This is a genomic window from Actinomadura alba (assembly GCF_014323705.1).
GTDB classification, from domain to species: domain Bacteria; phylum Actinomycetota; class Actinomycetes; order Streptosporangiales; family Streptosporangiaceae; genus Actinomadura_C; species Actinomadura_C alba.
Genome location: NZ_JABVEC010000029.1, coordinates 38,905 through 61,768, shown reverse-complemented (window position 1 = coordinate 61,768; position 22,864 = coordinate 38,905). Strand labels below are relative to the sequence as shown.

Annotated in this window: 18 protein-coding genes and 3 tRNA genes; 8 read left to right on the top strand and 13 right to left on the bottom strand. The window is 71.2% G+C overall.

Going from position 1 to position 22,864, the window contains the following annotated elements; all coding sequences use genetic code 11:
- Positions 1-75 precede the first annotated feature (75 nt).
- The gene (locus HKK74_RS29630; protein WP_446678439.1) at positions 76-465 is read left to right on the top strand and encodes a carboxymuconolactone decarboxylase family protein; all 390 of its coding nucleotides are present in this window, start codon (positions 76-78) and stop codon (positions 463-465) included.
- Positions 462-1,304: an isocitrate lyase/PEP mutase family protein gene (locus HKK74_RS29625; RefSeq protein ID WP_187246671.1), complete on the top strand. Its 843-nt coding sequence runs from the start codon at positions 462-464 to the stop codon at positions 1,302-1,304. The genes HKK74_RS29630 and HKK74_RS29625 overlap by 4 nt, the downstream gene beginning before the upstream one ends.
- 36 nt (positions 1,305-1,340) lie before the next feature.
- Here HKK74_RS29625 and HKK74_RS29620 read toward each other — a convergent pair.
- The 3 genes from HKK74_RS29620 to HKK74_RS29610 form a co-directional block, all read right to left on the bottom strand.
- Positions 1,341-1,413 (bottom strand) — tRNA-Arg (locus HKK74_RS29620).
- Positions 1,414-1,422: 9 nt separating this feature from the next.
- A tRNA-Ala gene (locus tag HKK74_RS29615) sits at positions 1,423-1,494 on the bottom strand.
- Positions 1,495-1,694: 200 nt separating this feature from the next.
- Positions 1,695-1,767: transfer RNA gene (locus tag HKK74_RS29610), tRNA-Trp, on the bottom strand.
- Between the two features lie 420 nt (positions 1,768-2,187).
- Between HKK74_RS29610 and HKK74_RS29605 the strand changes: the two genes are divergently transcribed.
- A complete protein-coding gene (locus HKK74_RS29605) occupies positions 2,188-2,664 on the top strand; it encodes a GNAT family N-acetyltransferase (protein ID WP_187246670.1) in 477 nt (158 codons plus the stop codon).
- Between the two features lie 146 nt (positions 2,665-2,810).
- Complete coding sequence (locus tag HKK74_RS29600) at positions 2,811-3,275, top strand: peroxiredoxin (RefSeq protein WP_187246669.1); 465 nt, start codon at positions 2,811-2,813, stop codon at positions 3,273-3,275.
- Between the two features lie 15 nt (positions 3,276-3,290).
- Here HKK74_RS29600 and HKK74_RS41075 read toward each other — a convergent pair whose 3' ends face one another.
- The 7 genes from HKK74_RS41075 to HKK74_RS29565 all read right to left on the bottom strand — a co-directional run bounded on the left by HKK74_RS41075 (position 3,291) and on the right by HKK74_RS29565 (position 11,958).
- Positions 3,291-6,230: a helix-turn-helix transcriptional regulator gene (locus HKK74_RS41075; protein WP_312881906.1), complete on the bottom strand. Its 2,940-nt coding sequence runs from the start codon at positions 6,228-6,230 to the stop codon at positions 3,291-3,293.
- A 42-nt stretch (positions 6,231-6,272) separates the two neighbouring features.
- Positions 6,273-6,875: a DUF1349 domain-containing protein gene (locus HKK74_RS29590; RefSeq protein ID WP_187246668.1), complete on the bottom strand. Its 603-nt coding sequence runs from the start codon at positions 6,873-6,875 to the stop codon at positions 6,273-6,275.
- Between the two features lie 144 nt (positions 6,876-7,019).
- Entirely contained in the window at positions 7,020-8,660 is a 1,641-nt protein-coding gene (locus tag HKK74_RS29585; protein WP_187246667.1) for a CocE/NonD family hydrolase, read from the bottom strand.
- A gap of 241 nt (positions 8,661-8,901) precedes the next feature.
- Positions 8,902-9,951, bottom strand: coding sequence for a S1 family peptidase (locus HKK74_RS29580; RefSeq protein WP_312881904.1), 1,050 nt, complete (start codon positions 9,949-9,951; stop codon positions 8,902-8,904).
- Positions 9,952-10,177: 226 nt separating this feature from the next.
- A complete protein-coding gene (locus HKK74_RS29575) occupies positions 10,178-10,810 on the bottom strand; it encodes a GOLPH3/VPS74 family protein (RefSeq protein WP_187246665.1) in 633 nt (210 codons plus the stop codon).
- Positions 10,811-10,813: 3 nt separating this feature from the next.
- Positions 10,814-11,017 carry a type II toxin-antitoxin system antitoxin gene (locus tag HKK74_RS29570; protein WP_222722896.1) on the bottom strand — a complete coding sequence of 68 codons (204 nt, stop codon included), beginning with the start codon at positions 11,015-11,017 and terminating at the stop codon, positions 10,814-10,816.
- A gap of 29 nt (positions 11,018-11,046) precedes the next feature.
- Positions 11,047-11,958: an SPFH domain-containing protein gene (locus tag HKK74_RS29565; RefSeq protein ID WP_187246663.1), complete on the bottom strand. Its 912-nt coding sequence runs from the start codon at positions 11,956-11,958 to the stop codon at positions 11,047-11,049.
- Positions 11,959-12,090: 132 nt separating this feature from the next.
- Here HKK74_RS29565 and HKK74_RS29560 point away from each other — a divergent pair, with 132 nt between their 5' ends.
- Complete coding sequence (locus HKK74_RS29560; protein WP_187246694.1) at positions 12,091-13,119, top strand: ROK family protein; 1,029 nt, start codon at positions 12,091-12,093, stop codon at positions 13,117-13,119.
- Between the two features lie 58 nt (positions 13,120-13,177).
- Here HKK74_RS29560 and HKK74_RS29555 read toward each other — a convergent pair whose 3' ends face one another.
- From HKK74_RS29555 to HKK74_RS29545, 3 genes are all read right to left on the bottom strand, one after another.
- On the bottom strand, positions 13,178-14,011 hold the full coding sequence (locus HKK74_RS29555) for a Crp/Fnr family transcriptional regulator (RefSeq protein ID WP_187246662.1): 834 nt from the start codon (positions 14,009-14,011) through the stop codon (positions 13,178-13,180).
- Between the two features lie 373 nt (positions 14,012-14,384).
- Complete coding sequence (locus tag HKK74_RS29550; RefSeq protein ID WP_187246661.1) at positions 14,385-17,354, bottom strand: glycoside hydrolase family 48 protein; 2,970 nt, start codon at positions 17,352-17,354, stop codon at positions 14,385-14,387.
- Between the two features lie 121 nt (positions 17,355-17,475).
- Positions 17,476-18,567 carry a LacI family DNA-binding transcriptional regulator gene (locus tag HKK74_RS29545; protein ID WP_187246660.1) on the bottom strand — a complete coding sequence of 364 codons (1,092 nt, stop codon included), beginning with the start codon at positions 18,565-18,567 and terminating at the stop codon, positions 17,476-17,478.
- 781 nt (positions 18,568-19,348) lie between these two features.
- Here HKK74_RS29545 and HKK74_RS29540 point away from each other — a divergent pair.
- From HKK74_RS29540 to HKK74_RS29530, 3 genes are all read left to right on the top strand, one after another.
- Positions 19,349-20,383 (top strand): lytic polysaccharide monooxygenase auxiliary activity family 9 protein, encoded by a 1,035-nt coding sequence (locus HKK74_RS29540; RefSeq protein WP_246492113.1) that lies wholly within the window; start codon positions 19,349-19,351, stop codon positions 20,381-20,383.
- Between the two features lie 260 nt (positions 20,384-20,643).
- Complete coding sequence (locus tag HKK74_RS29535; protein ID WP_187246659.1) at positions 20,644-21,324, top strand: SanA/YdcF family protein; 681 nt, start codon at positions 20,644-20,646, stop codon at positions 21,322-21,324.
- 102 nt (positions 21,325-21,426) lie between these two features.
- Positions 21,427-22,854, top strand: a complete 1,428-nt coding sequence (locus HKK74_RS29530) for a serine/threonine-protein kinase (RefSeq protein WP_187246658.1) — start codon at positions 21,427-21,429, stop codon at positions 22,852-22,854.
- Positions 22,855-22,864 lie beyond the last annotated feature (10 nt).

Below are 22,864 nucleotides of genomic sequence, written 5' to 3'. Positions count from 1 at the left end.
ACCATCGAGACAACCCATGTCGTCCCGGCCGTCCGCCTCGCGGTGGACAAGCTCGCCCCGCACCTCGACAAGGCGATGAACGCCCTCGACGCCGCGTCCCGGGACACGCGGCTCGAGACCTCCCTGCTCGAGCTCGTCCGCACCCGTGCCTCGCAGATCAACGGTTGCGCCTACTGCGTCGACCTGCACAATCGGGACGCGCGCAAGGCAGGTGAGGACGAGCGGCGGCTGCTCGCCCTGCCGGTATGGCGCGACGCGCCGTTCTTCACCGTGCGTGAGCGCGCCGCCCTGGAACTGGCCGAGGCGATGACCCGCCTCTCGGACGGACCGGTGACCGACGAGGTCTTCGCAGCGGCCGCAGCCGAGTTCACCGAGGTGGAGCTGGCCGAGCTGATCTGGACGATCACCGTGATCAACGCCTGGAACCGGCTCGGCGCGACCGCACGACCCTGGGAGCTGTCATGACGGCGCCGCAGCGGCCGTCTCCCGGCGCACGGCGACGCGAGACCGACGAGCGCGCGGCGGCCGCCGCCGACAGGGCGGCCGTGCTTCGCGCCCTGCACCGGCCGGGCGATCCGCTCGTCCTGCCCAACGTTTGGGACGCGGCGTCAGCGCGCGCGGTCGAGGCCGCCGGCTTCCCCGCCGTCGCGACCAGCAGCGCCGCCGTCGCCGAGGTCCTCGGCCACAGCGACGGCGAGGCGACCCCGGTCGAGGAGATGCTCGACGCCATCGCCCGCATCGTGCGTGCGGTGTCGACCCCGGTCACCGCCGACCTGGAGCGGGGGTACGGGATGGCGCCGGCGGAGCTGGTCGAACGCCTCTTCGCGACCGGTGCCGTCGGCTGCAATCTGGAGGACTCGGTACCCGGCACCGGCACGCTGGTCGACGCCGGCCGGCAGACGGACTTCATCGCCGAGATCCGCGACGCCGCCCGAGAGGCCGGCGTCGATGTCGTGCTCAACGCCCGGATCGACACCTTCATCCACGGCACGGGAACACCCGCGGAGAGACTCGCCGAGGCGATCCGGCGTGCGCGCCTGTACGTGGCCGCCGGTGCCGACTGCGTCTTTCCCATCTTCGTCACGGAACCGGATGCGATCCGGGAACTGGTCCAGCAGGCCGGCGGGCCGGTGAACATCCTCTTCGTACCGGCCACGCCGCCACTGGCCGAGCTGGCCGCTCTCGGCGTGGCCCGGGTCAGCTTCGGTGCGGGCACCCACCGCGCGGTTCAAGCGCATCTGGCGGGGATGCTCACGAGGATCGCGAGTGGTGCGGATCCCTACTCCCGCCTGGAGGAACGCTGAACAGCACCCCCGATGGGGAGACGCGAACCACCGATGTGCCTCTACCAGGAGTCGAACCTGGTGCCTCCCGCTCCGCAAGCGGGCGCTCTGTCCGTTGAGCTACAGAGGCTCGGAGAAGTGGACCAACCGGGATTCGAACCCGGAATTCCTGTGTGCAAGACAGGCGTGATGCCGTTCTCACCATCGGCCCAGAGTGCCTGTCGCGGGCCCGTCTGAAAGGACATGACCCCACAGGCTCTGCCGACCATGCATTCCGTCGCATATCGCTGATCGGATGTGACCGGCACCCGGGCGGAATCGCCTTGGTGCCGGAATCGGCAGCCGCGCGGCCGGAGAATCGGATGTTCCCTGGCTCGCCGTCGTCTCCACTGTCAAGTTGTCAAACGATCGCATGGGCGGCAGGACTCGAACCTGCTTCTCGCCGGTTTTGGAGACCGGCCGCCTATCCGGTTGGCTCGCCCACATGGAGAAGGCCGCCCCGGGGATGTCTCCCTGGGGCGGCCTCTGGCCGGAACCTGACGGCTCCTATCCAGAGGCATCTTGGGGTGCGAAGTGGCCACCACGCGGTCGGCGCCAGCGGGCGTGCCGCGAGGCGATGGCGGTCGACTCGGTCATGCTCGCCATCCCTTCGGTGGTCGTCATCGGCGGCTGTTGGGAACTCAGTGTGGCCGTAAGAGATCAGTGTGGCCGTAAGAGAATGGTGCGGTACGCCATCCCATGGGGTCAACCGCTTTTATCCCCGGCCGTTGAGGGACTCCGGTCCGCGCTCTGACGTGGATGTGCCCGACGCCTGGTCCCAGAGGCGATCGCGGGGACGGTCCCAAGGCCAGATGCGTGAGGGGTGCGGCGCAACCGCCGGGGGGCGAATGGCAGGATCTGGCCCATGACCATCCAATTCCGGCGTGCCCGTCGCGATGATGTCCCCGCCATCGTCGGCCTGCTCGCCGACGACACGATCGGGGCGGGCCGGGAGAGCATCGGCGCGGGCGGTGACGTGGACGAGGCGTACTGGGCCGCGTTCGACGCGGTCGACGCCGATCCGAACCAGTTGCTGGTGGTGGCCGAAGGCGAGGGCGAGGTGGCGGGGACGATGCAGCTGAGCTTCATCCCCGGGCTGTCGCGCGGTGGCGCCTGGCGCGCGCAGATCGAGGCGGTGCGCGTCTCGTCGAGCCGGCGCGGCGGCGGCCTCGGCGGCGCCATGATCGATTACGCCGTCGGCGAGGCACGGCGCCGGGGATGCGCGCTCGTACAGCTGACGACCGATCGTCGGCGCACCGGTGCGCACAACTTCTATGAGCGGCTCGGATTCGAGTCGACCCATGTCGGCATGAAACTGGTGCTCGGCCCCGACGGTTCCTGATCCCCGGACGCGGTGGCATGGCGTTCTACGATCCGGACCTGCGGGGCGAGGCCGCCGCCCGTGCCTACCTGCTGTCGAGGTCTCTTCACTCACTCGCCGCCGGGCGCGTGTTGGCGTTGGAGGCATCGGCGCTCTAGTTTGCGTACGTGAACGTCGGTGAGGTGGTCGAGGACTTCGAGCTGCTCGATGAGGAGGGCCGGCCGCGAACGCTGGGCGGGCTCCTGGCGAACGGGCCGGTGGTGCTGTTCTTCTACCCGGCGGCGCTGTCGCGGGGCTGCACGGTGGAGAGCTGCCACTTCCGCGACCTGGCCGCGGAGTTCGCGGCGCTGGGCGCCCGGCCCGTCGGGATCAGCACGGATCCGGTGAGCAAGCAGAAGCGGTTCGCCGACGAGCACAGCCTCGGCTATCCGCTGCTGTCGGACACCGATGGCGTGGTGTGCGCGAGGTTCGGGGTGAAGCGCGGTCTCGCCCTCGCCCCCACCAAGCGGCAGACGTTCGTCATCGGCACCGACCGCGCCGTCATCGAGGTGATCCGGAGCGAGATCCGCATGGCGGTGCACGCCGACCGCGCCCTCGACGCGCTCCGACGGCACCACTCCGCGGCGGGATAGACCCCGGCCGGTCCGTCAGCCGAAGCCCTCGCGGTGGGCGATCGCGGCGGCCTGCGTGCGGCTGGCGACCTCGAGCTTGGCGAGGATGTTGGACACGTGCACGCTGGCCGTCTTGGGTGAGATGAACAGCGCCGCCGCGATCTCACGGTTGTTGTCGCCGTCGGCGACCAGCCTGAGCACCTCGCGCTCGCGGCTGGTCAGCGTCGCCAGCGGTCCCGCCGCCTCGGCGCGCTCGGCCGTGCCGAACCGGGCCCGGTGGCCGAGGTCGCGAAGTGCCTTGCGCAGCGGGACGGCGTCGAGCCGGCCGGCCTCGGCGGTGGCCAGCCGCCACTCGTCTTCGGCCTCCTCACGCCGCCCACGCTCGAGCAGTGCCCCAGCGAGCCGCAGCCGGGACCGCGCCTCCTCGTAGGGGAACCCGTAGTCGAAGGCCTCGACCACTCCGCGCCACAGCTTCGGGTCGTCGTCGCCCCGGGCCCGGTGCCATTCGGCCTCCGCCCGGGCCAGCCAGGCGCGGCCTTCGAACCCGAGCCACAGGCGCGGCCCGCTCGCGATGTTCGCCGCCGCCCAGCGGGCCCGCTCGGCGAGGTCGCCCGCCGCCCGCAGCGCGGCCGCCTCGGCCTGGCCGTCACCGGCGGCCCGGGCCCGCAGTGCCCGTTCGGCGTGGACGCCCAGCCCGGTGGCGGCCACCCGGATGATGCCGGCGTCGCCCGGCCCCATGGCCCTGATCACGGCGCTGACATGCTCCAGGGCTGTGTGCTCGTCGCCCTCGGCGAAGGCCAGCTCGGCGGCCAGCCCACGGGCGATGTAGGCGACCAGGCTGTCCTCGCCCCAGAACGGCCGCAGCCAGGACAGCCGTTCCCGTGCGGTGGCGCTGCCCCGCGCCACCTCGATGAACAGGGCGTACGCCGACACCTGAGCCTCGGCGGTGGTGCCGACCCGGATCGGGAAGCTGTCCGAGAGCGCCTCGGCCCGGTCCCAGTCGCCGGCCGTGTAGTGGACGAGGTACTGCAGGAAGCGCAGGTCGATGCCGTAGACGCTCCAGGCCAGCCCGGAGTCGATCGCCAGCCGGACGCCACTGTCGGCGCTGCGGGCGGCGGCGGTCAGCTCGGCCCGGTCATACTCGGCTCTCGCGACGTGGTAGTGGGCGCGGAGGGCCACGGTGAGGTCGCCCACCCGCCCGGCCGCGGCGCGCGCCTCGCTGAACAGCCGCTCGGCGCGTGCCAGATCGCCGCCGATCTCGGTGTGGAGACCGAGGTTCACCAGGGCACCGGCCTCGGCATCGGCGGTACCGGTCGCCCGCGCGATGGCGATGGCCTCCTCGGCCAGGGCCGGGATCTCCTCGTGCCGCTCGGTGAACAGCACGGTGCGGGTGTACGTGGTGAGCGCCCGCGCCCGTTCCGGGCTCGGAGTGTCGGCGGGCAGCATCTCGATGATCCCGCGCGCCGTCTCGGCCGCCTGCACGTCGTCATCGCTGTCGGACAGGTAGTGGGCGAACCGCTCCGACACTTCGGCGTAGAGCGTCTGGTCGGCGGCCGGGTCGAGCGTCTCCCGCAGCCGCCGCAGCTGGGTCACGGCGCGACGCGCGTCGCCGCTGTACGAGGCCGCGGCGGCGGTGCGCAGCGCGAGGTGCGGGCGGTCCATCCCGGCGCGGCGCTCGGGCTCGGTGACCACGTCCCACAGCGACAGCGCCTGATCGAAGTGCTCGTGCGCCTCGGCGGGCGCCGCGAGGCGCTCGGCCTGGCGCCCCGCCTCGACCGACGCCGTGAAGGCGCCGTCCAGGTCGTGGCTGGCCAGGCTGTGGTAGGCCAGCTCGGCGGCCGGGTGCGCAGGGCGACCGGGCCCGGGCTCGGCCAGCAGCGCGGCGAACGCCGCGTGCAAGCGGGTGCGTTCGCCGGGCAGCAGATCGGCGTGCACGGCCTCGCGCAGGAGGGCGTGCCGGAACACGTAGCCACCGCCGTCGGGCACCAGCAGCTGGTGCGACACGATCTCGCGGAGTGCCTGCTCGTAGGGCTCCGCCTCGAGTCCCGACACCTCGCGCACGAGGTCGTCGTCGACCCGCCGGCCGCCCACCGCCGCGATCCGGACGACCCGCTGGGCGATCTCCGACAGCCGCTCGACCCTCGACAGCAGCAGGTCGGCGAGGCCGGCGGGAAGCTCCTCACCGGTGCACGCGGCCGCCAGCAGCTCTTCGGCGTAGAAAGCGTTGCCCTCGGCCCGCTGGATGACCCGGTCGAGCACGTCCGCCGCGGGGCGCGCGCCATCGCCGCCCTGCAACGTGACCAGGTAGGCGGCCATCTCGGTCGGACGCAACGGCCGCAGGTCGGCGCCGATCACGTTCGGCAGCCGGAGCAGCTCGGCGATGGCCGAGCGCATCGGATGCCGCCGGGGCAGATCGTCACTGCGGTAGGTGCCGACGAGGCACACCCGCTCGCGCTGGAGCACCCGGCTGAGGAAGGTCAGCAGATCGCGGGTCGAGCGGTCGGCCCAGTGCAGGTCCTCGAACACGAGCAGGACCGGCTCGGTGTCGGACAGCTCGCCCAGCAGGCCGAGGACCGCTCCGAACAGCTGCTGCTGCGCGAGCTCGGCACCACCCTGATCGGCCGGATCGACGTCCCCGTCGGGCAGCAACCGGCCGAGCACCGGCCGGGCGCGCAGTGCCTCGAGCAGCGACGACGCGGTCTCAGGAGCGCGGGCCGCGGCTCTGAGCGCGTCGGCCAGCGGCAGGTAGGGCATGGCCTCACCGAGCTCGGCGCACTGGCCGCTCAGGACGGTGTGGCCACGCGAGCGGGCCACCTCGGCCAGCTCGCCGACCAGGCGCGTCTTGCCGACGCCGGCATCGCCACTGACGAGAACCACGCCGGCCTGACCCGACGCGGCCTTTTCGAGCGCCCGCACCAGCATTCCCAGCTCGGCGGCCCGACCGACCAGCCCGCCGTTCGCATACTGTTCGAGCACAGGCCGAGTATCCCACCGGCCACGGCCGGACGGGGCTCCGGGTCAGTCGCCGTTGCGCAGATCGGCGGGGCGGCCGGGGGAGTAGCGGATGTCGTCGAAGGTCACGCCGCACCCGTCGCCGGTGGGCGACTGGGCGAGGAAGCCGACGCTCATCCGCTGCGCCTCGTCATGGGCGAAGAGCCGGATCAGCCGCCAGTACCGTCCGTCCGTGGCGGCGTGGAAGGCGAAGGTCCCGCCGAACCGCGAGATCCGCAACCACACGTGGTCGCCGTCCACGGTGAAGGAGTTGCAGTCGTCGGAGACGTCGCGGGTGACGACCGAGACGATCGTGGACTCGCCCTGGGGAGAGCGTTCGAGGCAGAGCTTGGCCCAGGCGCGCGGATTCGCCCAGAGCATCAGGACCCCGGCATCGAAATCGGCCGTGAGGTCGGCCCGCACCCGGGCGCTCAGCGTGAAGTCGCCGGGCAGTGGTGCCGTGAGGGCGGGTGCGGTGACGGTCTTCACACCGGTCTCGGGATCGACGAACAGGTCGGTCCGCGGACCTGCGGTGATGGTGAGGGCGCCGTCCGAGACGCTCCAGTCCTTGGGGGTCAGGAGCCACCGCATGGGCACGGGCACGGGGCTGAGGTCGATCGGCTCGTCCATGGCACTCCTCGGCGGCACTCCTCGGCGCTGATCATTCCCCCGGCTCGATTCTGCTGCACTTCGCCAGAGCCGTCGAGGGCTCACTTAGACAGAGCCGTCGAGGGCTCGCCGGGCCCTAGGGCTTTACGCCCGCCGCAGCCGGCCCTAGTCGGCGACGGGCAGCACGATCGCGGACGGCCGGTCCGGGGCGTGGAAGATCTCCTGATCGGCGGTGACCATGCGGGCGGCCGTGCCGAGGGCGGCGCCGGTGCCCGGGTTGCGGGCCACTCTCGGGTAGGCGCCGCTGCACACCTGAAGCCGGACGCGGTGCCCGGCCTGGAAGCGGTGCGCGGCCGGCCACAGCTCCACGGCGACCCGCCGCACGCCGTCGCCGTCGGCCTCGGGCGCGCCCGGCGTGAGCCGCCGCATGCCCTCGCACAGGTTGAGCGACTCGCCGTTCGGGGCGACGTCGCACAGCCGTACGACGAAGTCGGTGTGCACGCGATCGGACCGTACGTACAGGTCCGCGCGCACCGGACCGATGATCTCCAGATCGTCGGTCAGCACCGGGCCGGTGAAGGTCAGCACGTCATGGCGGCTCTCCAGCCTGCGCTGGTCGGCCGGCTTGCCGTTCCCGAGGATCGAGGGGCCGGAGATGCACGGCGTCGGATGCGCCGGGTCGTAACGGTAGGTGTCGGGCGCCGACTCGGGCGGGTCGTGCGGGGCGAGCGCGCCGTCCGGCTGCAGCCGCCAGCGTTCCTCACGGACGCCCGGCACCGGCCAGTCGGTGAACTCCCGCCACTCCTGCGCCCCTGTCACGTACAGCCGGACGGGCTTCTCCCGCAGGTCCGAAGGATCGTCGGCGAGGTGCGCGCGGAACCAGGCGAGCGCCTCGGCCACGGCCGCGCGCATGATCCGGCCGTCGGAGTGGAACCACGGGCCGATCGTGAGGTACGGCCGTCGGCCGGCCGCGCGCAGAGCCGCGTAGTCCTTGAGCTGCCACGGCAGGAAGACGTCGTACCAGCCGCCCATCATGTTGACCGGCGCGTCGACCTTGGCGACGGTGGCGCTGAAGTCCCGCTTCGCCCAGAACGGCGTCTCCGGGCCGTTCTCGAGCACGTCCTGGAAGAACCTGCTCTGTACCCCGGTCGCGAGCGCGTCGAGCTCGGCCAGCGGACGGCCCGAGAGCGCGGCGCGCCGGGCCCGGCGCGGCGACACGAACGCCGCCGTCAGCCCCGAGAGCGGATGCTTCATGCGCGCCGTCAGGTCGACCCACGACAGCGTTGACTCGAGGGCGAACCCGCCGCCGTAGTACATCGCGTCGCGGAACTGCGAGGCGGTCACCTGGGTGGCCATCGCCTTCAGCTCGGGACCCACGTCGGCCGCGATCGCCCACTGCGCGAAGCCCAGGTAGCTCGGGCCGTACATGGCGAACGTCCCGTCGAACCACGGTTGCGCGCGGAGCCACTCGACGGTGGCGAGGCCGTCGTCGCGCTCGTCCCCGAGCGGATCGAACACGCCACCGGAGCCGAACCCGCCGCGGACGCTCTGCACCACGGCCTGAAAGCCGTGTTCGGCGAAGACATGGCCGCACATCGTTCCGAAGGGCCCTCGCCGGCCGTATGGGGAACGGACCAGGACCGTCGGCGCGCGGCCCACGCCCACGGGCATGTAGTGATCGGTCAGCAGCACGATGCCCTCGGCGACCGGGACGGCCAGGTCGCGCCGGACCGCGACATGATGAGTGCCGCGCGGGAGCCGCATCGCGACCGCCCCCAGCCGCCGAGCCAACCCCAAAGGCTCCATACCCCCGATGTTAACCGGTGAGTAACGGGGTGGCCGGACCCGAACGTCGAGTGTTCAATATCACACGTGCTCTTCGATCCCGTCAGCCGCACCTGGCTCATCAGCACCTCGGGCGGCTCCTGTGCCCTGCGTCCTATGTCCTGCGTGTCGAGGAGGGGGGTCTGACGGCGGCCGGAAGACCGGCAGCCGGGCTCCGGTGGGCGGGGAATCCGGAGCCCGGCTGATCGAACGGGAGTACCGGTCAGTAGACGCTGACGCCGTAGACGCTCAGTGCCTCGGTCACCGGCTGGAAGAACGTGGTGCCACCAACGGTGCAGTTGCCGCTGCCGCCGGAGGTGAGACCGTACGCGGTCGTACCCCAGTACAGGGAGCCGCCGCTGTCGCCCGGCTCGGCGCAGGCGTTGGTCCTGATCAGGCCGGACACGGTGCCGCTGCCGGAGTAGGTCACGGTCTGGTTGAGCGCGGTCACCGTGCCGCTCCGGACGCCGGTGGTGCTGCCGCTACGCCGTACGGACTGCCCGACGGCCGGGGTGGTCGCCGAGGTGATGTCCTGGTAGCCGCCGCCGTACAGGTAGACCGACCCTTCCTTGGCGATAGTGCTGTTGGTGTACTGCACGATGCCGTAGTCGTTGCCCGGGAAGCTGGTGCCGGCCCGGGTACCGAGCGTCGTGCTGCCATTGGTCCACGTCGAACCGATGTTCGTGCAGTGCCCGGCGGTCAGGAAGTACTGGGTGCCGCTGCTGCTGCGCACGTTGAAGCCGAGCGAGCAGCGGGAGCCGCCCGAGTAGATGGCCTGCCCTCCGGCGATGAGCGGGGTGAACTTGCCGGCGACGCGCTCGATGCGGGCCGCATCGCCGAACTTCGCGGCGACCGCCTTGACCTTGGCGAGCTTCGCCCCCTTGACCGACTCGTCGAGGGAGATCAGGACCTGGTTGCTGGCCGGATCGACCGCCCACGCGGTACCGCCGATCTTGGCCGAGCGGTTGAGGGCACTGGTGACCTTCTGCAGGTCAGCGCCGCTGCGGGCGACGGTCTTCGCCACTCCGCCGGCCGCGGTCACGGTCTGCGCCGCGGCGCTGTCGGTCACGTTGACGACGAGCCGTCCGGACTTGGCGTCGACGTAGGAACCGGCGCTCCGCGCCCCGAGCTGCTGCTCGAGAGTGGTGGAGAGGGTCGCCAGGTCCGCCTTGACCACTGAGGCGGCCGGTGCCGCCTGCGCGTACGGCGCCGCGGCGAGCAGCGCCGCCATCACGCCTGTGGACAGGGCGATTGCAGTGATACGGGACTTCACGGGGCCTCCTGCGGGGGATTGATGCATCCGGGGTGATGCATCTGGGGCCTCCGCAATAGTGAAGAAAAGATAAGCGGAGGGGCAAGAGGGATAATCTGACAAGATGTCAGCTTGCTGTCTGTCAACCTCTAAGTAATGAAATGTGGAAGACTGGGTCAGCTCGCACTGAAGAGGCGATTTGCTGGAATTTCCAGGTTTGTCGATCTGACCGGCGGCTTCAGCGGAGTCAGCTCGAGAACTGTACGGCGCGCTTCTGCTGGATCGCCTTGTGCAAAGCGATGGCCGCGGGTCCGGTGACGGCGCTGAGCTCGTTGATCCGCTGCTTGTGCCTGCGTCGCTCCTTGCGGGTCAGGACGGCCCCGAGTTCCCCGTTGGCGGAGAGCGCGGCCGCCGCCGCCTCGTACGGATCGACGCGCCCGGCCGGCCGGCCCCCGCGCAGCACCGTCGACACGCCGCGGGTGAGCCGCGTCACGACCCGCGGGTCGCGCACCGTCACCTGGTGGCTGCGGACGATGCCGAACCGGCGTCGCGGCTCGACCCGGATCCAGTTCTCGGCGACCAGGCGGTCCCGCACCGTCCGCACCATGCCGCGGGAGCCCTTGCGCACCCAATGGGTCCACGGGCGAGGCCGGGAGTCGGCGATCTGCCGGAGCAGGGCGTCGAGCATGGGGTCCGGGCCGGGCCGCCGCACGAACACCCGTGGCCGGCCCGACTCCTCGGTGAGGTGGCCGCTCAGATAGAGGTCGGCGAGGGCCGCGGCACGCAGCAGGTACCCGAGGTCGCCGCAGCGGATCTTCTGCTTGTTCGTGTCATAGGCGAGCAGGTAGAGCCTGCCGGGCAGAGAGTCCGGGACGTTCATGTCCTACTCCTCGGGGGGTTCTTCCGGTGTTGGTTCGGAGGCGCGTTCCTTCGGGGGCCGCCCGGGGCGGCGCATCCGGCCCACGGAGCCGGGGAGTCGCCCCGCGTCGGCCAGTGCCTTCCGCAGGAGGAACTCGATCTGCGCGTTGGTGCTGCGCAATTCGTCGCCCGCCCACCTGGCCAGCGCATCGTGTACCCCGGGGTCCATCCGGAGCAGGATCTTCTTTCGTTCGCCCGTCACTGGTAGAGAGAGCCGGTGTTCACCACGGGCTGGACCTGGTGGTCGCTGCAGAGCACGACCAGCAGGTTGCTGACCATGGCGGCCTTCCGCTCCTCGTCCAGGTCGACGACGTGCTGCTGGTCCAGCCGGGTGAGCGCGGCCTCGACCATGCCGACCGCGCCCTCGACGATCCGCTGCCGGGCCGCCACCACCGCTCCGGCCTGCTGGCGGCGCAGCATCGCCTGGGCGATCTCGGGGGCGTACGCCAGATGCGTGATCCGCGACTCGATGACCCGCACACCGGCGCTCGCCACGCGGGCCCCGATCTCGCTGGAGAGCTTCGCGGTGATCTCGTCGGCGTTGTCCCGCAGCGACAGCCGGCCCGGCACGTGCGCGTCGTAGGGGTAGGAGTTGGCGATGTGCCGCACGGCGGTCTCGGTCTGGATGGCGACGAACTCGACGAAGTCGTCCACCTCGAAGAACGCCCGCGCGGTGTCCTCCACCTGCCACACCACGACGGCCGCTATCTCGATCGGGTTGCCGTCGGCGTCGTTCACCTTCGCCACGTCGGTCTCGTGATTGCGGATCCGGGTGGAGATCCGGCGCCTCATGGCGATCGGGTTGACCCAGCGCAGCCCGTCGGTGCGGACCGTCCCGGTGTAGCGCCCGAGCAACTGCAGAACCCGTGCCTCGCCGGGCGCGACCGGGGTCAGCCCCCCGCCCAGTATCAACCCGGCCACGATCACCACCACGCCGATGGCGATCAGGCCTCCGTTGACCGAGCCGCCCAGCGGCGTGCCGCTCGCGGTCAGTGCGGCGCCGCCGAGGACGGCGACGACGGTGCCGCCGAGTATGTGCCATCCGTTGGCGCCGAACGCGATCCGCTCCCGGACCTGGGGGTCCGGCATGTCCACTTCGTGACCTGTCATGGGGGTCCTCCTCTGTTGAGGCACAAACTTAGCATAGTGATATCAGTTTTTGGTAGGCGGTTCGGGTGAATGCTTCGGTAGGTGGTTTCCGTCGCGGGCCGGCGGCGGATATCTTCGTCTGCCGTGACCGAAATGCGCATCGCGGACTCTTGGGTCGTCGTCGGGCTCGACAACGGCGGGACCACTGACAACGCCACCGTGCTCGACGCCTCGGGCCGTTTCCTGGTGGACCGGCTGGTCGAGGTGCCCAGCCGGGTACAGGAGGGGCCCGATGCCGCGGTCGAGGCTCTCGTGCTGGCTCTTCAGAACGTCCTCGAGCTCACCGGGACTCCGCTCGAGGCGGTGCGCGCCGTCGGCCTGGACACCCCAGGGCCGGCGAGCGCCGAGGGGGTCATCTCCTCCAAGGGCGCCACGAACTTCGCGCAGCCGGCCTGGTGGGGATTCGACTTCCGCTCGGCGCTTCACGATCGGCTCGGCATCCCCGTCGTCTACAACAACGACGGCAATGCCGCCGCGCTCTACGCCCACCACGCGCGCTACGGGGCCGAGGCGGCGCGGTACTCCTCCATCGCGGCGATCGTCGGCACCGGCCTGGGAGGGGGCGTCGTCGAGGCCGGTCGCGTCGTGCGCGGGGCGGCGGGCATGGCCGGCGAGCTGGGCCACATCCAGATCCCGATGGCGGGCCTGCTGGAGGAGGGGCAGCCCGTACCGGTCTGCAACTGCGGCCTGGCCGGCGATGTCGAGAGCGTCGCCTCGCTCACCGGGATCGAGAAGAACCTGCTGCCCTACTGGCTGACCGAGTTCGGCGAGCACGAACTCGCCCGGGTCGAGTCGCCCGGCAAGGCCGCGAAACTGGTCCGCGGATACGCCGAGGACCGTGACCCCATGGCCATGAAGATCTTCGAGCAGCAGGCCAAGGCGCTCGGCCGGCTCTTCACGATCGCCGCCAACTTCACCGATCCCGCGACCTACTTCGTGGGCGGGGGCGTGGTCGAGACGGCACCGTGGTTCCGGGACTGGTTCCTGGACACGGTCCGCGAGCACACCGTCCTGCGTGAGGAGCAGGAGCGGGCGGCGACGTTCGCGCTCGTGCCCGACCTCGACATGGCGGGCGCCCGTGGGGCGGCGGTCGCCGCGATGGGGTGGCTACAGGGGCGCTGACGCGGCGCCCGCCTCAGCCGGTGCCGCCTCAGCCGGTGTCGCCTCAGCCCGTGTCGCCTCAGCCCGTGTCGGACTCCGCCGTCCCTTCATGGGCGTACGAGCGGAGCCCGGCCGGGTCCAGGATGGTGATCTTGCGCCGCTCGGTCCGGACGAGGCCGCGCGCCCGCCACACCTTGAGCGCCCGCGCCACCGTCTCGCGGGAGGAGTCGACCCAGCTGGCCAGTTCCTCCTGCGACAGCGGCGGCCTGATCGCGATCGTGCCGTCCGGCGCCCGGCCGTCCTCCCGCTCCGACAGCTCCGCGAGGTGGAGCAGGAGCAGGGCGAGACGCTGCGCACCGGACGCGGACGCCTGCGCGCGCACTCTGCGGTCCGCGTCGTCGAGCCGGTGCACGACCGTCTCGCTGACCATCCGCCACGTCCGGGGGAACTCGTCGAGGAACGCGGTGAACCGGCCGGCCGGGATGACCAGGGTGCGCAGCGTGCTCATCGCCGCCACCGTGGCGGAGCGCTGCCGGTCACCGAGCACGGCGCCCTCGCACACCAGGTCGCCCGGCCCGCGAACCGCGAGCATCACCTCGTGACCGTTCTCGGTCGCGGACGTCACCTTCACCCAGCCCTGCTCAATGATCACAACGTGGTCGGACCGGTCGCCCTGGTTGCACAGCGGCGTCCTGGCCGCGTACGTCCGGGGCCGGGCGGCCATCCGCAGCGCGGACCGCTCCGTGTCGTCCAGCGCGTTCCAGAAACCGCCGGAGGGCGACGCGGCCGCGGGGGCGGCACCCGGACCGGTGTGCCGCCGCAGCGGGATCACGGTATGAGCGGGTTCGCCCACCGCGCGCGCATGCGGCGTCGCGGCCGGGCCGCCTTCGTGATTGCGGTCGCGGGCCGTCATGGGCTCGGCTCCTGCGTGTTGGCTGCCACGCCGTCATCTCCCCGGGACTGTCAACGGTTTCCCTCCTTTGAGTGCGTGTAAGCCTCGCAAGGTTTGCCCGTCAGGCCAAGTCCACTGGAGAAGTTCACCGGTTCGGCCCGTCGCCCGTCGCCCGTCGCCCGTCGCCCGTTGCCTGTCGCCTGTTGCCCGTTGCCTACCGCCTGTCGCCTGTCGCCTGTCGCCTGTCGCCACTTCTGGTCCCTCGTCGCCGCAGGGGCGTCACCCCCCGACGGTGCGCCGCTGGGGCGGGCGGCGAATGCCGCCCGCCCCAGCGAACCGTGGCCTTCCTCTCGTGTCCCGTTCCCGCCGGGCCGTGCGGGGCCGGGAACGTCGCCTAGCCGCTCGGGAACAGGGAGCCGTAGTCGGCCAGGGCCATGGCGATGTCCGCCTGTGCCCAGAACCGGTGGTAGACGAACGTCGGCGCGGCTCCGCCGTCGAGGTAGCTCTGGACCTTCGGCCACTCGGGGTCGTCGCGGAGGAACGACCGAATGCCGATGAACGTCGAGCCGGGCCGGATGGTGTCACCGTTGGGCATCGTGCCCGAGTAGCCGGACGGGATGTAGAGACCCTGCTGGTTGGAGGAGCTCCAGACGTCGTCGAACCGGTTGTAGTCGGCGCGGGTCTCGGTGACCGTGATGCCCTTCGACTCCTTGAGCATGAGCATCCGGTCGAGCAGTCCCTTCGCGGTGTTCTTGGCCTGGGTGCCGAGCGCGGTGTTGCCCTCCTTCGCGGCGTAGTAGATGAGAGTGCGGGCGAACGCCGCCGCGATGCCGACGTCGTTGCCCTTGTTCCGCACCGTGACGTGCAGGCCGGGGTTGGCGGCCGGGGTGCCGGTGGTGCTGCTGAAGCTGGCCGACGGCGCGCCGCTCCAGTCCATCTCGTTGGGGATCTGGAACGAACTGCCCGTGCCGAGGGTGGTCTGGGAGATCGCCCAGTTGACCCACTTGTCCAGAACCGCCTTGGCCTGGGTGTTGCCGGTCACGTAGTACAGCTCGGCGAGCCGCTGAACACCCCACGCCTGGAAACCGAACCACTGGTTCGACGGCGGGTCGTGGTAGACGGGCTTCTCGTCGTAGGCCATGCCGAAGAACGTCGGCGTCCCGGCCGGCGGCGTGCCGTACGCACCGCCCCAGCTGTTCGTCGCGCCGCCGGCGATCGCGCCCTCGGCCGACTGCAGCCAGGTGTAGAACTGGACCTGGCGGGTCAGGCTCTGCTGCCAGTCCGCAGCCGCGGTCGACGACCGTGGCCGCAGCGCCGCCGGACCGGCCGGCGACAGCACCCACGCGGCGAGCGGATTCTGGTAACCGCCGTGGTTGTGGCTGGAGCCGATCCGCCACGACCACGCGTCGCTCATGTCCCCGCCCCAGGCGAAGTACCAGTTCAGCAGGTACGCCGAGCTGCTCTTGCCGCTGCCCGCGGGGCAGGACGGCGACGTGCAGCCGGGGTTCTTGAAGTACTTGTCGTAGAAGGCGTACCGGAGGTAGTCGCCCATCTTGGCCGCCTTGGTGACGGTGGCCGAGATCTGCGACTGGTTGCCCTGCTCCGTCGCCCAGACCAGCGCCCAGTAGGCGGCCTGCACGGCGCGGGCGTCCGCGTCGGGCGCGGCCGTGTAGCGCCACTGGTTCGCCGTCGAGCCCTGGATGAACAGCGGCGGGTAGCCGCCGCCGCCCGGCTGGCCGAACCGTCCGGTGTCGCACGACGGGTGCGGCACGGTCTCCCACACCGACTCCTGCGGACCGCGCTGGTAGGTGTTGATGTAGGTCACCCGCTGGGTGTTGTCGCCGCACTCGGCGCCGGGACGGTTCCTGCCGTAGCCGTAGACGTCGTCGACGTCCAGGAGCCAGTGCATGGAGTACATGTTGCGGTTGCCGTACGCCTGCTGCAGTTCGTTCGCGAGCGGGTCCTGGCCGGCGGCGACGCTCGAGGACAGCGGAACCGGATACTGGCTCGGCTGCCCCGCCTCGGGCGCGTAGTCGGCCGGGTCATTGGGGTTGTAGCTGGCCTGGCCGCCCGGCTGGCCGGCCGCGGACGGGATGATGTACTGCTCCATCACGTTCCACGCCTGGTTGAACGGTGCCCAGTCCTCGGTGATCCGGCCGTGCTGCGCCTCGAGCCAGAGCCAGAAGCTGAACGCCTCGGACGTGGTCTCGTGCCCGTGGTCGGGCGCCTCGACCAGCAGCGTCTCGATCGTGTGATACGGGACCCCTTCCGCGGAGAAGTAGCCGTTGGCCGGCGCCTTGATCTTGTTGTACTGCGCCGTGAACTCGTCGATGTAGGAGCTGACCGGCGGCGCGTCGTTGTCGCTCTCGGTCGCGGTGACCGCCACCGACGGGTAGCCCGTGGCGCTCGCCGTCACCGTCGCCTGCCCGGCGGTCTGGTCGGCGTCCTCCGCCGCGGCCAGCGTGACGGTCTGGGGGGTGTTCCAGTTCGTCGTCGAGAACGTGCGGGACGCACCCGCGGAGACGGTGATGTCGGTGTCACCGGCGGTCCGTGCCGAGGTGACCGTCACGTTGCCCGACGGGGCGGCGGACAGCCTGACGGTGTAGTTCGCGGTGGCGCCCTCGGGGACGCTCACGGCCGCGGGACTCACCACGAGCGTCGGTCCGGAGTTGACGACGATCGCGACCTGCGCGGTCCCCGTCGCCCCCTGGTTGTCGGTCGCCCTCGCCTGGAGCGTGTAGCTCCCCGCGGGCAGGGAGGTGTGGGTGAAGCTGTACGGCGCCGTCGTGTCCGAGCCGACCAGCAGGCCGTCGCGGAAGAACTCCACCGTGCTGACGCTGCCGGGGGCGGCGTCGCTCGCGGTGGCGTTCACGGTCACGTTGGCGCCGACCGGGAACTGCTGGCCGTTCGTGGGGCTGGTGATCGACACCGTCGGCGGGGTGTTCGCGTTGGCGCCGTTGCAGGGAACATCGTTGACGGAGAACGCGGTCGGGTTGGCGTTCGTGCCGCTGTAGGAGAAGTTGGCGCTCGTGGTCGTGCTCGCGCCGGTGGCGAGGTTGCCGTTGTACGGGGCGTTCGTCACGGTGACGTTCGGCCCGGACTGTGCCCAGTTGCCGTTCCAGCCGCTCTGCAGCCGCTGGTTCCCCGCGTAGGCGTAGCGCAGGGTCCAGCCGGTGAGGGGGTCACCGAGGTTGTTGATGGTGACGTTGGCGGTGAAGCCCGAGCCCCAGTCGTTCTTCGCGTAGTCGACCTGGCACTGCACGGCGGCGCTGGCGCTCTGTGCCACCGCCACCAGGCCGCTGAGCGCGAGGAGCACACCGGCTCCGAGCGCGGTCAGCCGCCGCCATCTGTGGCCTCTTCTCATGGGGATCCTTCCTGAGGGATCGATCGGATCGGCGCCGAGACGGCGGGCACCGCCCGGCTTGGCTCGGGGTCGTACGCAGAGCACAGAGGCGCCCGTCGCGGGGTGCCTCCTCCGACGCGACTCAGGCCGAATCGCGGATGATCAATTTGGTCTTGAGGACGATCCGGTTGTCCGGTGAGGGCTTGCCGGCGATGCGTCTGAGCAGTTCCGAGGCCATCCGGGCGCCCATGTCCTCGATCGGCTGGCGTACGGTGGTCAGCCGCGGGCGCACCTGCTGTGCCAGCGGCGCGTCGTCGAATCCGATGACCGCCACGTCCTCGGGGACCCGCCGCCCGGCCCTGCGCAGTGCCCGGAGCGCCCCGACGGCCATGAGGTCCGAGGCCACGAGTACGGCGTCGATGTCGGGCCTGCGGTCGAGCAGATGGTTCATCGCATGCTCACCGGACGCCTGGCGGAAGTCGCCGTAGGCGACGAGCCCGTTCGCGAGCAGCCCGGCCTCGCCCATGCCCGCCCGGTAGCCCTCGAGCCGGTCGATCCCGACGCTCGTGTCCGGTGGCCCGGCGATGGTGCCGATGACCCGGCGGCCCGAGCGCGCGAGGTACTCCACCGCGCCGCGCGAGCCGCCCCGGTTGTCGGCGTCGACGTAGGGCAGCGGCGTCCCGGCCGCCGGACGGCCGGCGAGCACCACCGGGATCCCGGTGGTGGCGTGCAGCAGCGCGAAGGGATGATTGCTGTGGATGCCGATCTGCAGCACGCCCGCGGCGTCGCCGCCGCGGACGTAGTCGGCGACGGCACGCCACTCCTCGGACCGGCCCACCATGAGCACGACGAGCTGGGGGCCGCCGTCGAGTTCCCGTCGCACTCCCCAGAGGACGCGTGCGAAGAACGGGTCGGTGAAGACCCGGTCGCTGTCCTCACAGATCACTGCGGCGATCGACCGGCGCCTGCGGCCGGGTGGGGTGGCTGCGGCCGGGCGGCGCACGTAGCCGAGCCGCCGCACGGCCTCCTCGACCTGAGTACGGGCGCCATGGCTCACTCTGGCGGATCCGTTGATCACGCGGGACGCGGTCGCCGGGGACACACCGGCGAGCTTGGCCACGTGTGCGAGCGTGGGGACGGCTGCATGGTCGACAACGGGGTCGACAACGGGGTCGACAACGGGGTCGACAACGGGGTCGACAACGGGGTCGACAACGGGTTCCTGGACGGTCACGCCGATCACTCCCTTCGGGCCGAGACGGTCCAATGCGGGTGTGGGAGCGCTCCCAAGAATTAAGTGGCGATGGCGCGGTGTCAAGAGACCTGTGACGACCGTGTTAATGGCGCGTTTCGGTCCCGGTCATGCCCGCTGGGCGTCGCGTTCCTAGTGAGGGGGTGCTTCGGCCCCGTGTCGGTGTCCGGTCCGGCCGGGTCGCCGGGCGTCGGCTGTCGGCGATCGCGCGTGAAAACCCGTGAAAGGACATTCTCGTGAGCCGTCCGCGGGGTTATGATCAGGGCGGTCGAGTGTGGGAGCGCTCCCACGGTACGCTTCCGGTGGTCGGCCCGGCCGGAGCCGGTGTCCCGTGGCATCGAGGCCGGTTATCGGCCATTCTGGAAAGCAATTCAGGGGCTCCGTCGTGCCCTTCGGCGGTAATTGCCGAAAAGAGTCATTCCTGCGGAAGGCGTGTCGCGGCACCCCGGATGCGGATGAAAGATTTCACGTATCCCGCAATTTTCGATGGGCCGTTGCCCGGCGGCCGACCGGTCCTGACGTGCGATGGGATGCGATCGGCGGCCTGGGCTCCGGTAATCCGATGATGCCCGGATCCGCGCGTCGTTCCCTGTCGAAGCGGGCCGTGTTACGTTCCGTCCGCCGACCCGGAAATGCGATTTCCTGTCGCTACCGGGCAGCGATCGATGGCGGCAGCCCCGGAGCCGCTGAGCGCTTTTCGAACCGTTCTCGGTGGTGCGCGTGGCACGAAGGGTGCAGCCGACCCGACAGGAAGGGAAGCATCTTGAGGAAGCGACGGAGAAGAGCGCTCGCGATCACTATCGCCATTCTGCCCGCGTTGTTCGCGACCGTGCTCATGGCGGCTCCCGCGTCGGCGCACGGCGCGATGATGGTGCCGGGCAGTCGCACGTTCCTGTGCTGGAGAGACGGCCTCAGCCCGCAGGGCAACATCGTGCCCCAGAACCCCGCCTGTGCGGCCGCGGTGGCCACGAGCGGGGACAACTCGCTCTACAACTGGTTCAGCGTGTTGCGCTCCGACGGTGCCGGCCGCACCCGCGGTTTCGTCTCCGACGGACAGTTGTGCAGCGGCGGCAACCCGAACTTCACCGGGTACAACGTGGCCCGGGCCGACTTCCCGGTGACCCACCTCACCTCCGGTGCCCGGTTGGACTTCAAGTACAACAAGTGGGCCGCGCACCCGGGCTGGTTCTACCTCTACATCACAAAGGACTCCTGGAGCCCGACCCGGCCGCTGGCCTGGAACGACCTCGAGGAGCAGCCGTTCCTGGTCGCCGACCACCCGGCCGACACCGGCGCGGTGGGCTCGGTCGACGGCAACTACTACTGGTCGGGCAATCTCCCGTCGGGCAAGAGCGGCCGGCACATCATCTACTCGGTCTGGCAGCGCTCGGACAGCCAGGAGACCTTCTACGGCTGCTCGGACGTGGTCTTCGACGGTGGCAACGGTGAGGTCACCGGAATCGGCCCGGGCGGTGGTGGCGGCACGCCGCCGCCGGCGACGGGAGCCTGCACCGCGACCTATACCCAGACGGGCTCCTGGTCCGGCGGCTTCCAGGCCGAGGTCAGGGTGACCAATACCGGCACGTCCGCGCTCAACGGCTGGACCGTCTCGTGGCCGCTGGCGACCGGGCAGAGCATCAGCAGCCTGTGGAACGGGACGTACACGCCGGGCGGGTCCGTCGCGACGGTGCGGAACGCGGACTGGAACCGGACGGTCGCGACCAGTGCCTCGACCACCTTCGGGTTCACCGGGAACGGTGCCGGCAGCACGCCGGCACTCACCTGCACGAGTCCCTGATCCCACGAGTCCCTGATCCCGCGAGTCCCTGATCCCGCGAGTCCCTGATCCCGCGAGTCCCTGATCCCGCGGGCCCCTGATCCCACCGGACCCGGATCCCGCGGTGCCCGGGCTCGAGGCCCTCGGGCCGGCGACCCGGACGGCGGTACCGGCACGCCCCACGTGCCGGTACCGCCCGCTCGCGTGCGCTCCCGTGCGACTCCGCTTCGCGTTCGCGCATTCCTTCGAACCGTGACCGGCCCGCGCGCGTCACACAGAACATGGAACGTGTGCGCCCGCCTTGGTCGGCCGCAGCGCGGCGCTGGGCATTGCCGGGGATCGTCGCGTCGCTGCTGATGGGATACCTGATCGCCGTGCCGTCGGCGTGGATGCACGCCTCGACGGGGCCGCACCGGTTCCCGGTCGAACGGGTGCCCGCGGCGCCGGTGGCGCTGGTGTTCGGTGCCGGGCTGAAGCACGGCAGGCCCTCGAGATTCCTCGCCGGCCGGCTCGACGTGGCGGCCCGCCTCTACCGGCTCGGAGGCGTGCGGGCGATCCTCGTCACCGGCGACAACGGCGTCAAGTCCTATGACGAGCCCACGGCGATGCGCGACTACCTGGTCGGTCAGGGGATCCCGGCGACCAAGATCGTTCTGGACTACGCGGGCTTCGACACCTGGGACTCGTGCGTGCGGGCGCGGCGGGTCTTCGGGGTGCGGCGGGCGGTCGTCGTCACGCAGCGGTTCCACCTGCCGCGTGCGGTGGCCACGTGCCGGAGGGCCGGGATCGAGGCCTCCGGCGTCGGCCATGACTCCTCTGCGGTGGCGGTGGTGCCGACCAATGTCGGATACGTCCGGGAGCTGGCGGCCTCGGTCAAGGCGCTGTCCGACCTGGTCCGCCGGCCACGCCCCCACTTCCTCGGGCCGGCGGAGCCCGGCGTGCAACGCGCCCTCGAAGGCTAGTCCGGCATCGTCGACGGTCACGTTCACTCGCGACAGCACGGCCGCGCGACAGTACGGTGGGATACCGGATGTGTTCGGTTCGCGACAGAACGTGGAGATCCGATGTCAGCCGTCTCCTTGGAGCCTGGCGACCCGCGTGAGTTAGGCGGTTTCCGGCTGATCGGCCGCCTCGGCGAGGGCGGGCAGGGCGTGGTCTACCTCGGGCATGGGCCCGGAGGCGAGCGGGTCGCCGTCAAGGTGCTGAAGGCCGACGCCGATCCCGTGGTCCGGGGCCGGCTGGCCCGGGAACTGGCGGCTTGCGAGCGTGTGGCCCCCTTCTGCACCGCCCGGGTGATCCACTTCAGTGGCGAGGACGTCCGCCCGTACGTGGTCAGTGAGTACGTCGACGGCCCGTCCCTGCAGGAGCGGGTCGAACGCGACGGACCGCTGCGCGGAGGCGAACTGGACCGGCTGGTCGTGGGCACCGCGACCGCGCTCACCGCGATCCACGGGGCCGGAGTGCTCCACCGCGACCTGAAACCGGCCAACGTGCTCCTGGGCCCCGACGGCCCGCGGGTCGTGGACTTCGGCATCGCCCGCCCGATCGAGGCGGGCACGGTGACCACGCATCTCATGGGAACGCCGGCCTATCTCGCCCCCGAGCAGCTGAACGGGGAACCGCCGTCGCCGGCCGCCGACGTGTTCGCGTGGGCCTCCACCATGGTGTTCGCCGCGACCGGGCGACCCCCGTTCGGAGACGACACCATCGCCGCCGTGCTGAACCGGATCGCGCACGCGGTGCCGGACCTGACCGGGGTTCCGCCGCAGCTGCGCGAACTGCTCGCGGCCTGCCTGGCCAAGAAACCCGCCGAGCGCCCGCGTGCCCGGGCGCTGCTGGTGCGCCTGGTCGACCCGTCCGCGCCGGTGGACGCCGAGGGCCGCCCGGACGACCTGACTATGAGCGTCGCCGCGAACCGGGCGCTCGCGGGCCGGCACCCCGTCGCCTGGACCACGGTCCTGCCGTTTCGTGACCGGGTGAGCGAGAAGGTACGGGGACGGCCGCTGGCCGCGGTCGGCGTGGCCGCGCTGGTGCTGCTCGCCGGGGTGGGACTGGTGAACCTCGGCCGGGGTGACCGCACGGTGCCGGCCGGGGGCGCGCCCGCGACTCCGGAGGTGTCCGGCCCGCCCGAGACGCAGTCGCCACCCGGTCCACCCGAGGGGACGATCCCGGAGGCGTTCGGCGGGGCGTGGCGCGGACGCGCGACCGAGCGCGACGGCGAGATTGAGACGATGGACGTACCAGTCATGATCATGATGCGGCCTGGGGACCGCGGCGCCCATCTGAGATTGCCCGAGGAGCCGTGCGAGGGTGAACTCGACCTGGTCGACTCCGCCGGTGACGAGCTGACCTTCCGGGTCGCCTTCCGGTCGGGCGGGTGCCTCGACGGCACCGTGACGCTGGCCCGGCACGGTGAGCACGAGCTCGGCTACCGCTGGCGGGAACAGGATGGGCCCGGCACGGCCGAGGCGACACTGCATCGTGCCGGCTGACCGTCGCGGC

What these genes read in the sequence shown, in the direction of transcription:
- HKK74_RS29570 (WP_222722896.1), bottom strand. Translation starts at nt 11,017, where the DNA reads ATGGACCCCGGGGTACACGATGCGCTGGCCAGGTGGGCGGGCGACGAA.
- HKK74_RS29575 (WP_187246665.1), bottom strand. Translation starts at nt 10,810, where the DNA reads ATGAACGTCCCGGACTCTCTGCCCGGCAGGCTCTACCTGCTCGCCTAT.
- HKK74_RS29625 (WP_187246671.1), top strand. Translation starts at nt 462, where the DNA reads ATGACGGCGCCGCAGCGGCCGTCTCCCGGCGCACGGCGACGCGAGACC.
- HKK74_RS29555 (WP_187246662.1), bottom strand. Translation starts at nt 14,011, where the DNA reads ATGACGGCCCGCGACCGCAATCACGAAGGCGGCCCGGCCGCGACGCCG.
- HKK74_RS29530 (WP_187246658.1), top strand. Translation starts at nt 21,427, where the DNA reads ATGTCAGCCGTCTCCTTGGAGCCTGGCGACCCGCGTGAGTTAGGCGGT.
- HKK74_RS29605 (WP_187246670.1), top strand. Translation starts at nt 2,188, where the DNA reads ATGACCATCCAATTCCGGCGTGCCCGTCGCGATGATGTCCCCGCCATC.
- HKK74_RS29560 (WP_187246694.1), top strand. Translation starts at nt 12,091, where the DNA reads ATGCGCATCGCGGACTCTTGGGTCGTCGTCGGGCTCGACAACGGCGGG.
- HKK74_RS29590 (WP_187246668.1), bottom strand. Translation starts at nt 6,875, where the DNA reads ATGGACGAGCCGATCGACCTCAGCCCCGTGCCCGTGCCCATGCGGTGG.
- HKK74_RS29630 (WP_446678439.1), top strand. Translation starts at nt 76, where the DNA reads ATGAACGCCCTCGACGCCGCGTCCCGGGACACGCGGCTCGAGACCTCC.
- HKK74_RS29565 (WP_187246663.1), bottom strand. Translation starts at nt 11,958, where the DNA reads ATGACAGGTCACGAAGTGGACATGCCGGACCCCCAGGTCCGGGAGCGG.
- HKK74_RS29585 (WP_187246667.1), bottom strand. Translation starts at nt 8,660, where the DNA reads ATGGAGCCTTTGGGGTTGGCTCGGCGGCTGGGGGCGGTCGCGATGCGG.
- HKK74_RS29535 (WP_187246659.1), top strand. Translation starts at nt 20,644, where the DNA reads ATGGAACGTGTGCGCCCGCCTTGGTCGGCCGCAGCGCGGCGCTGGGCA.
- HKK74_RS29550 (WP_187246661.1), bottom strand. Translation starts at nt 17,354, where the DNA reads ATGAGAAGAGGCCACAGATGGCGGCGGCTGACCGCGCTCGGAGCCGGT.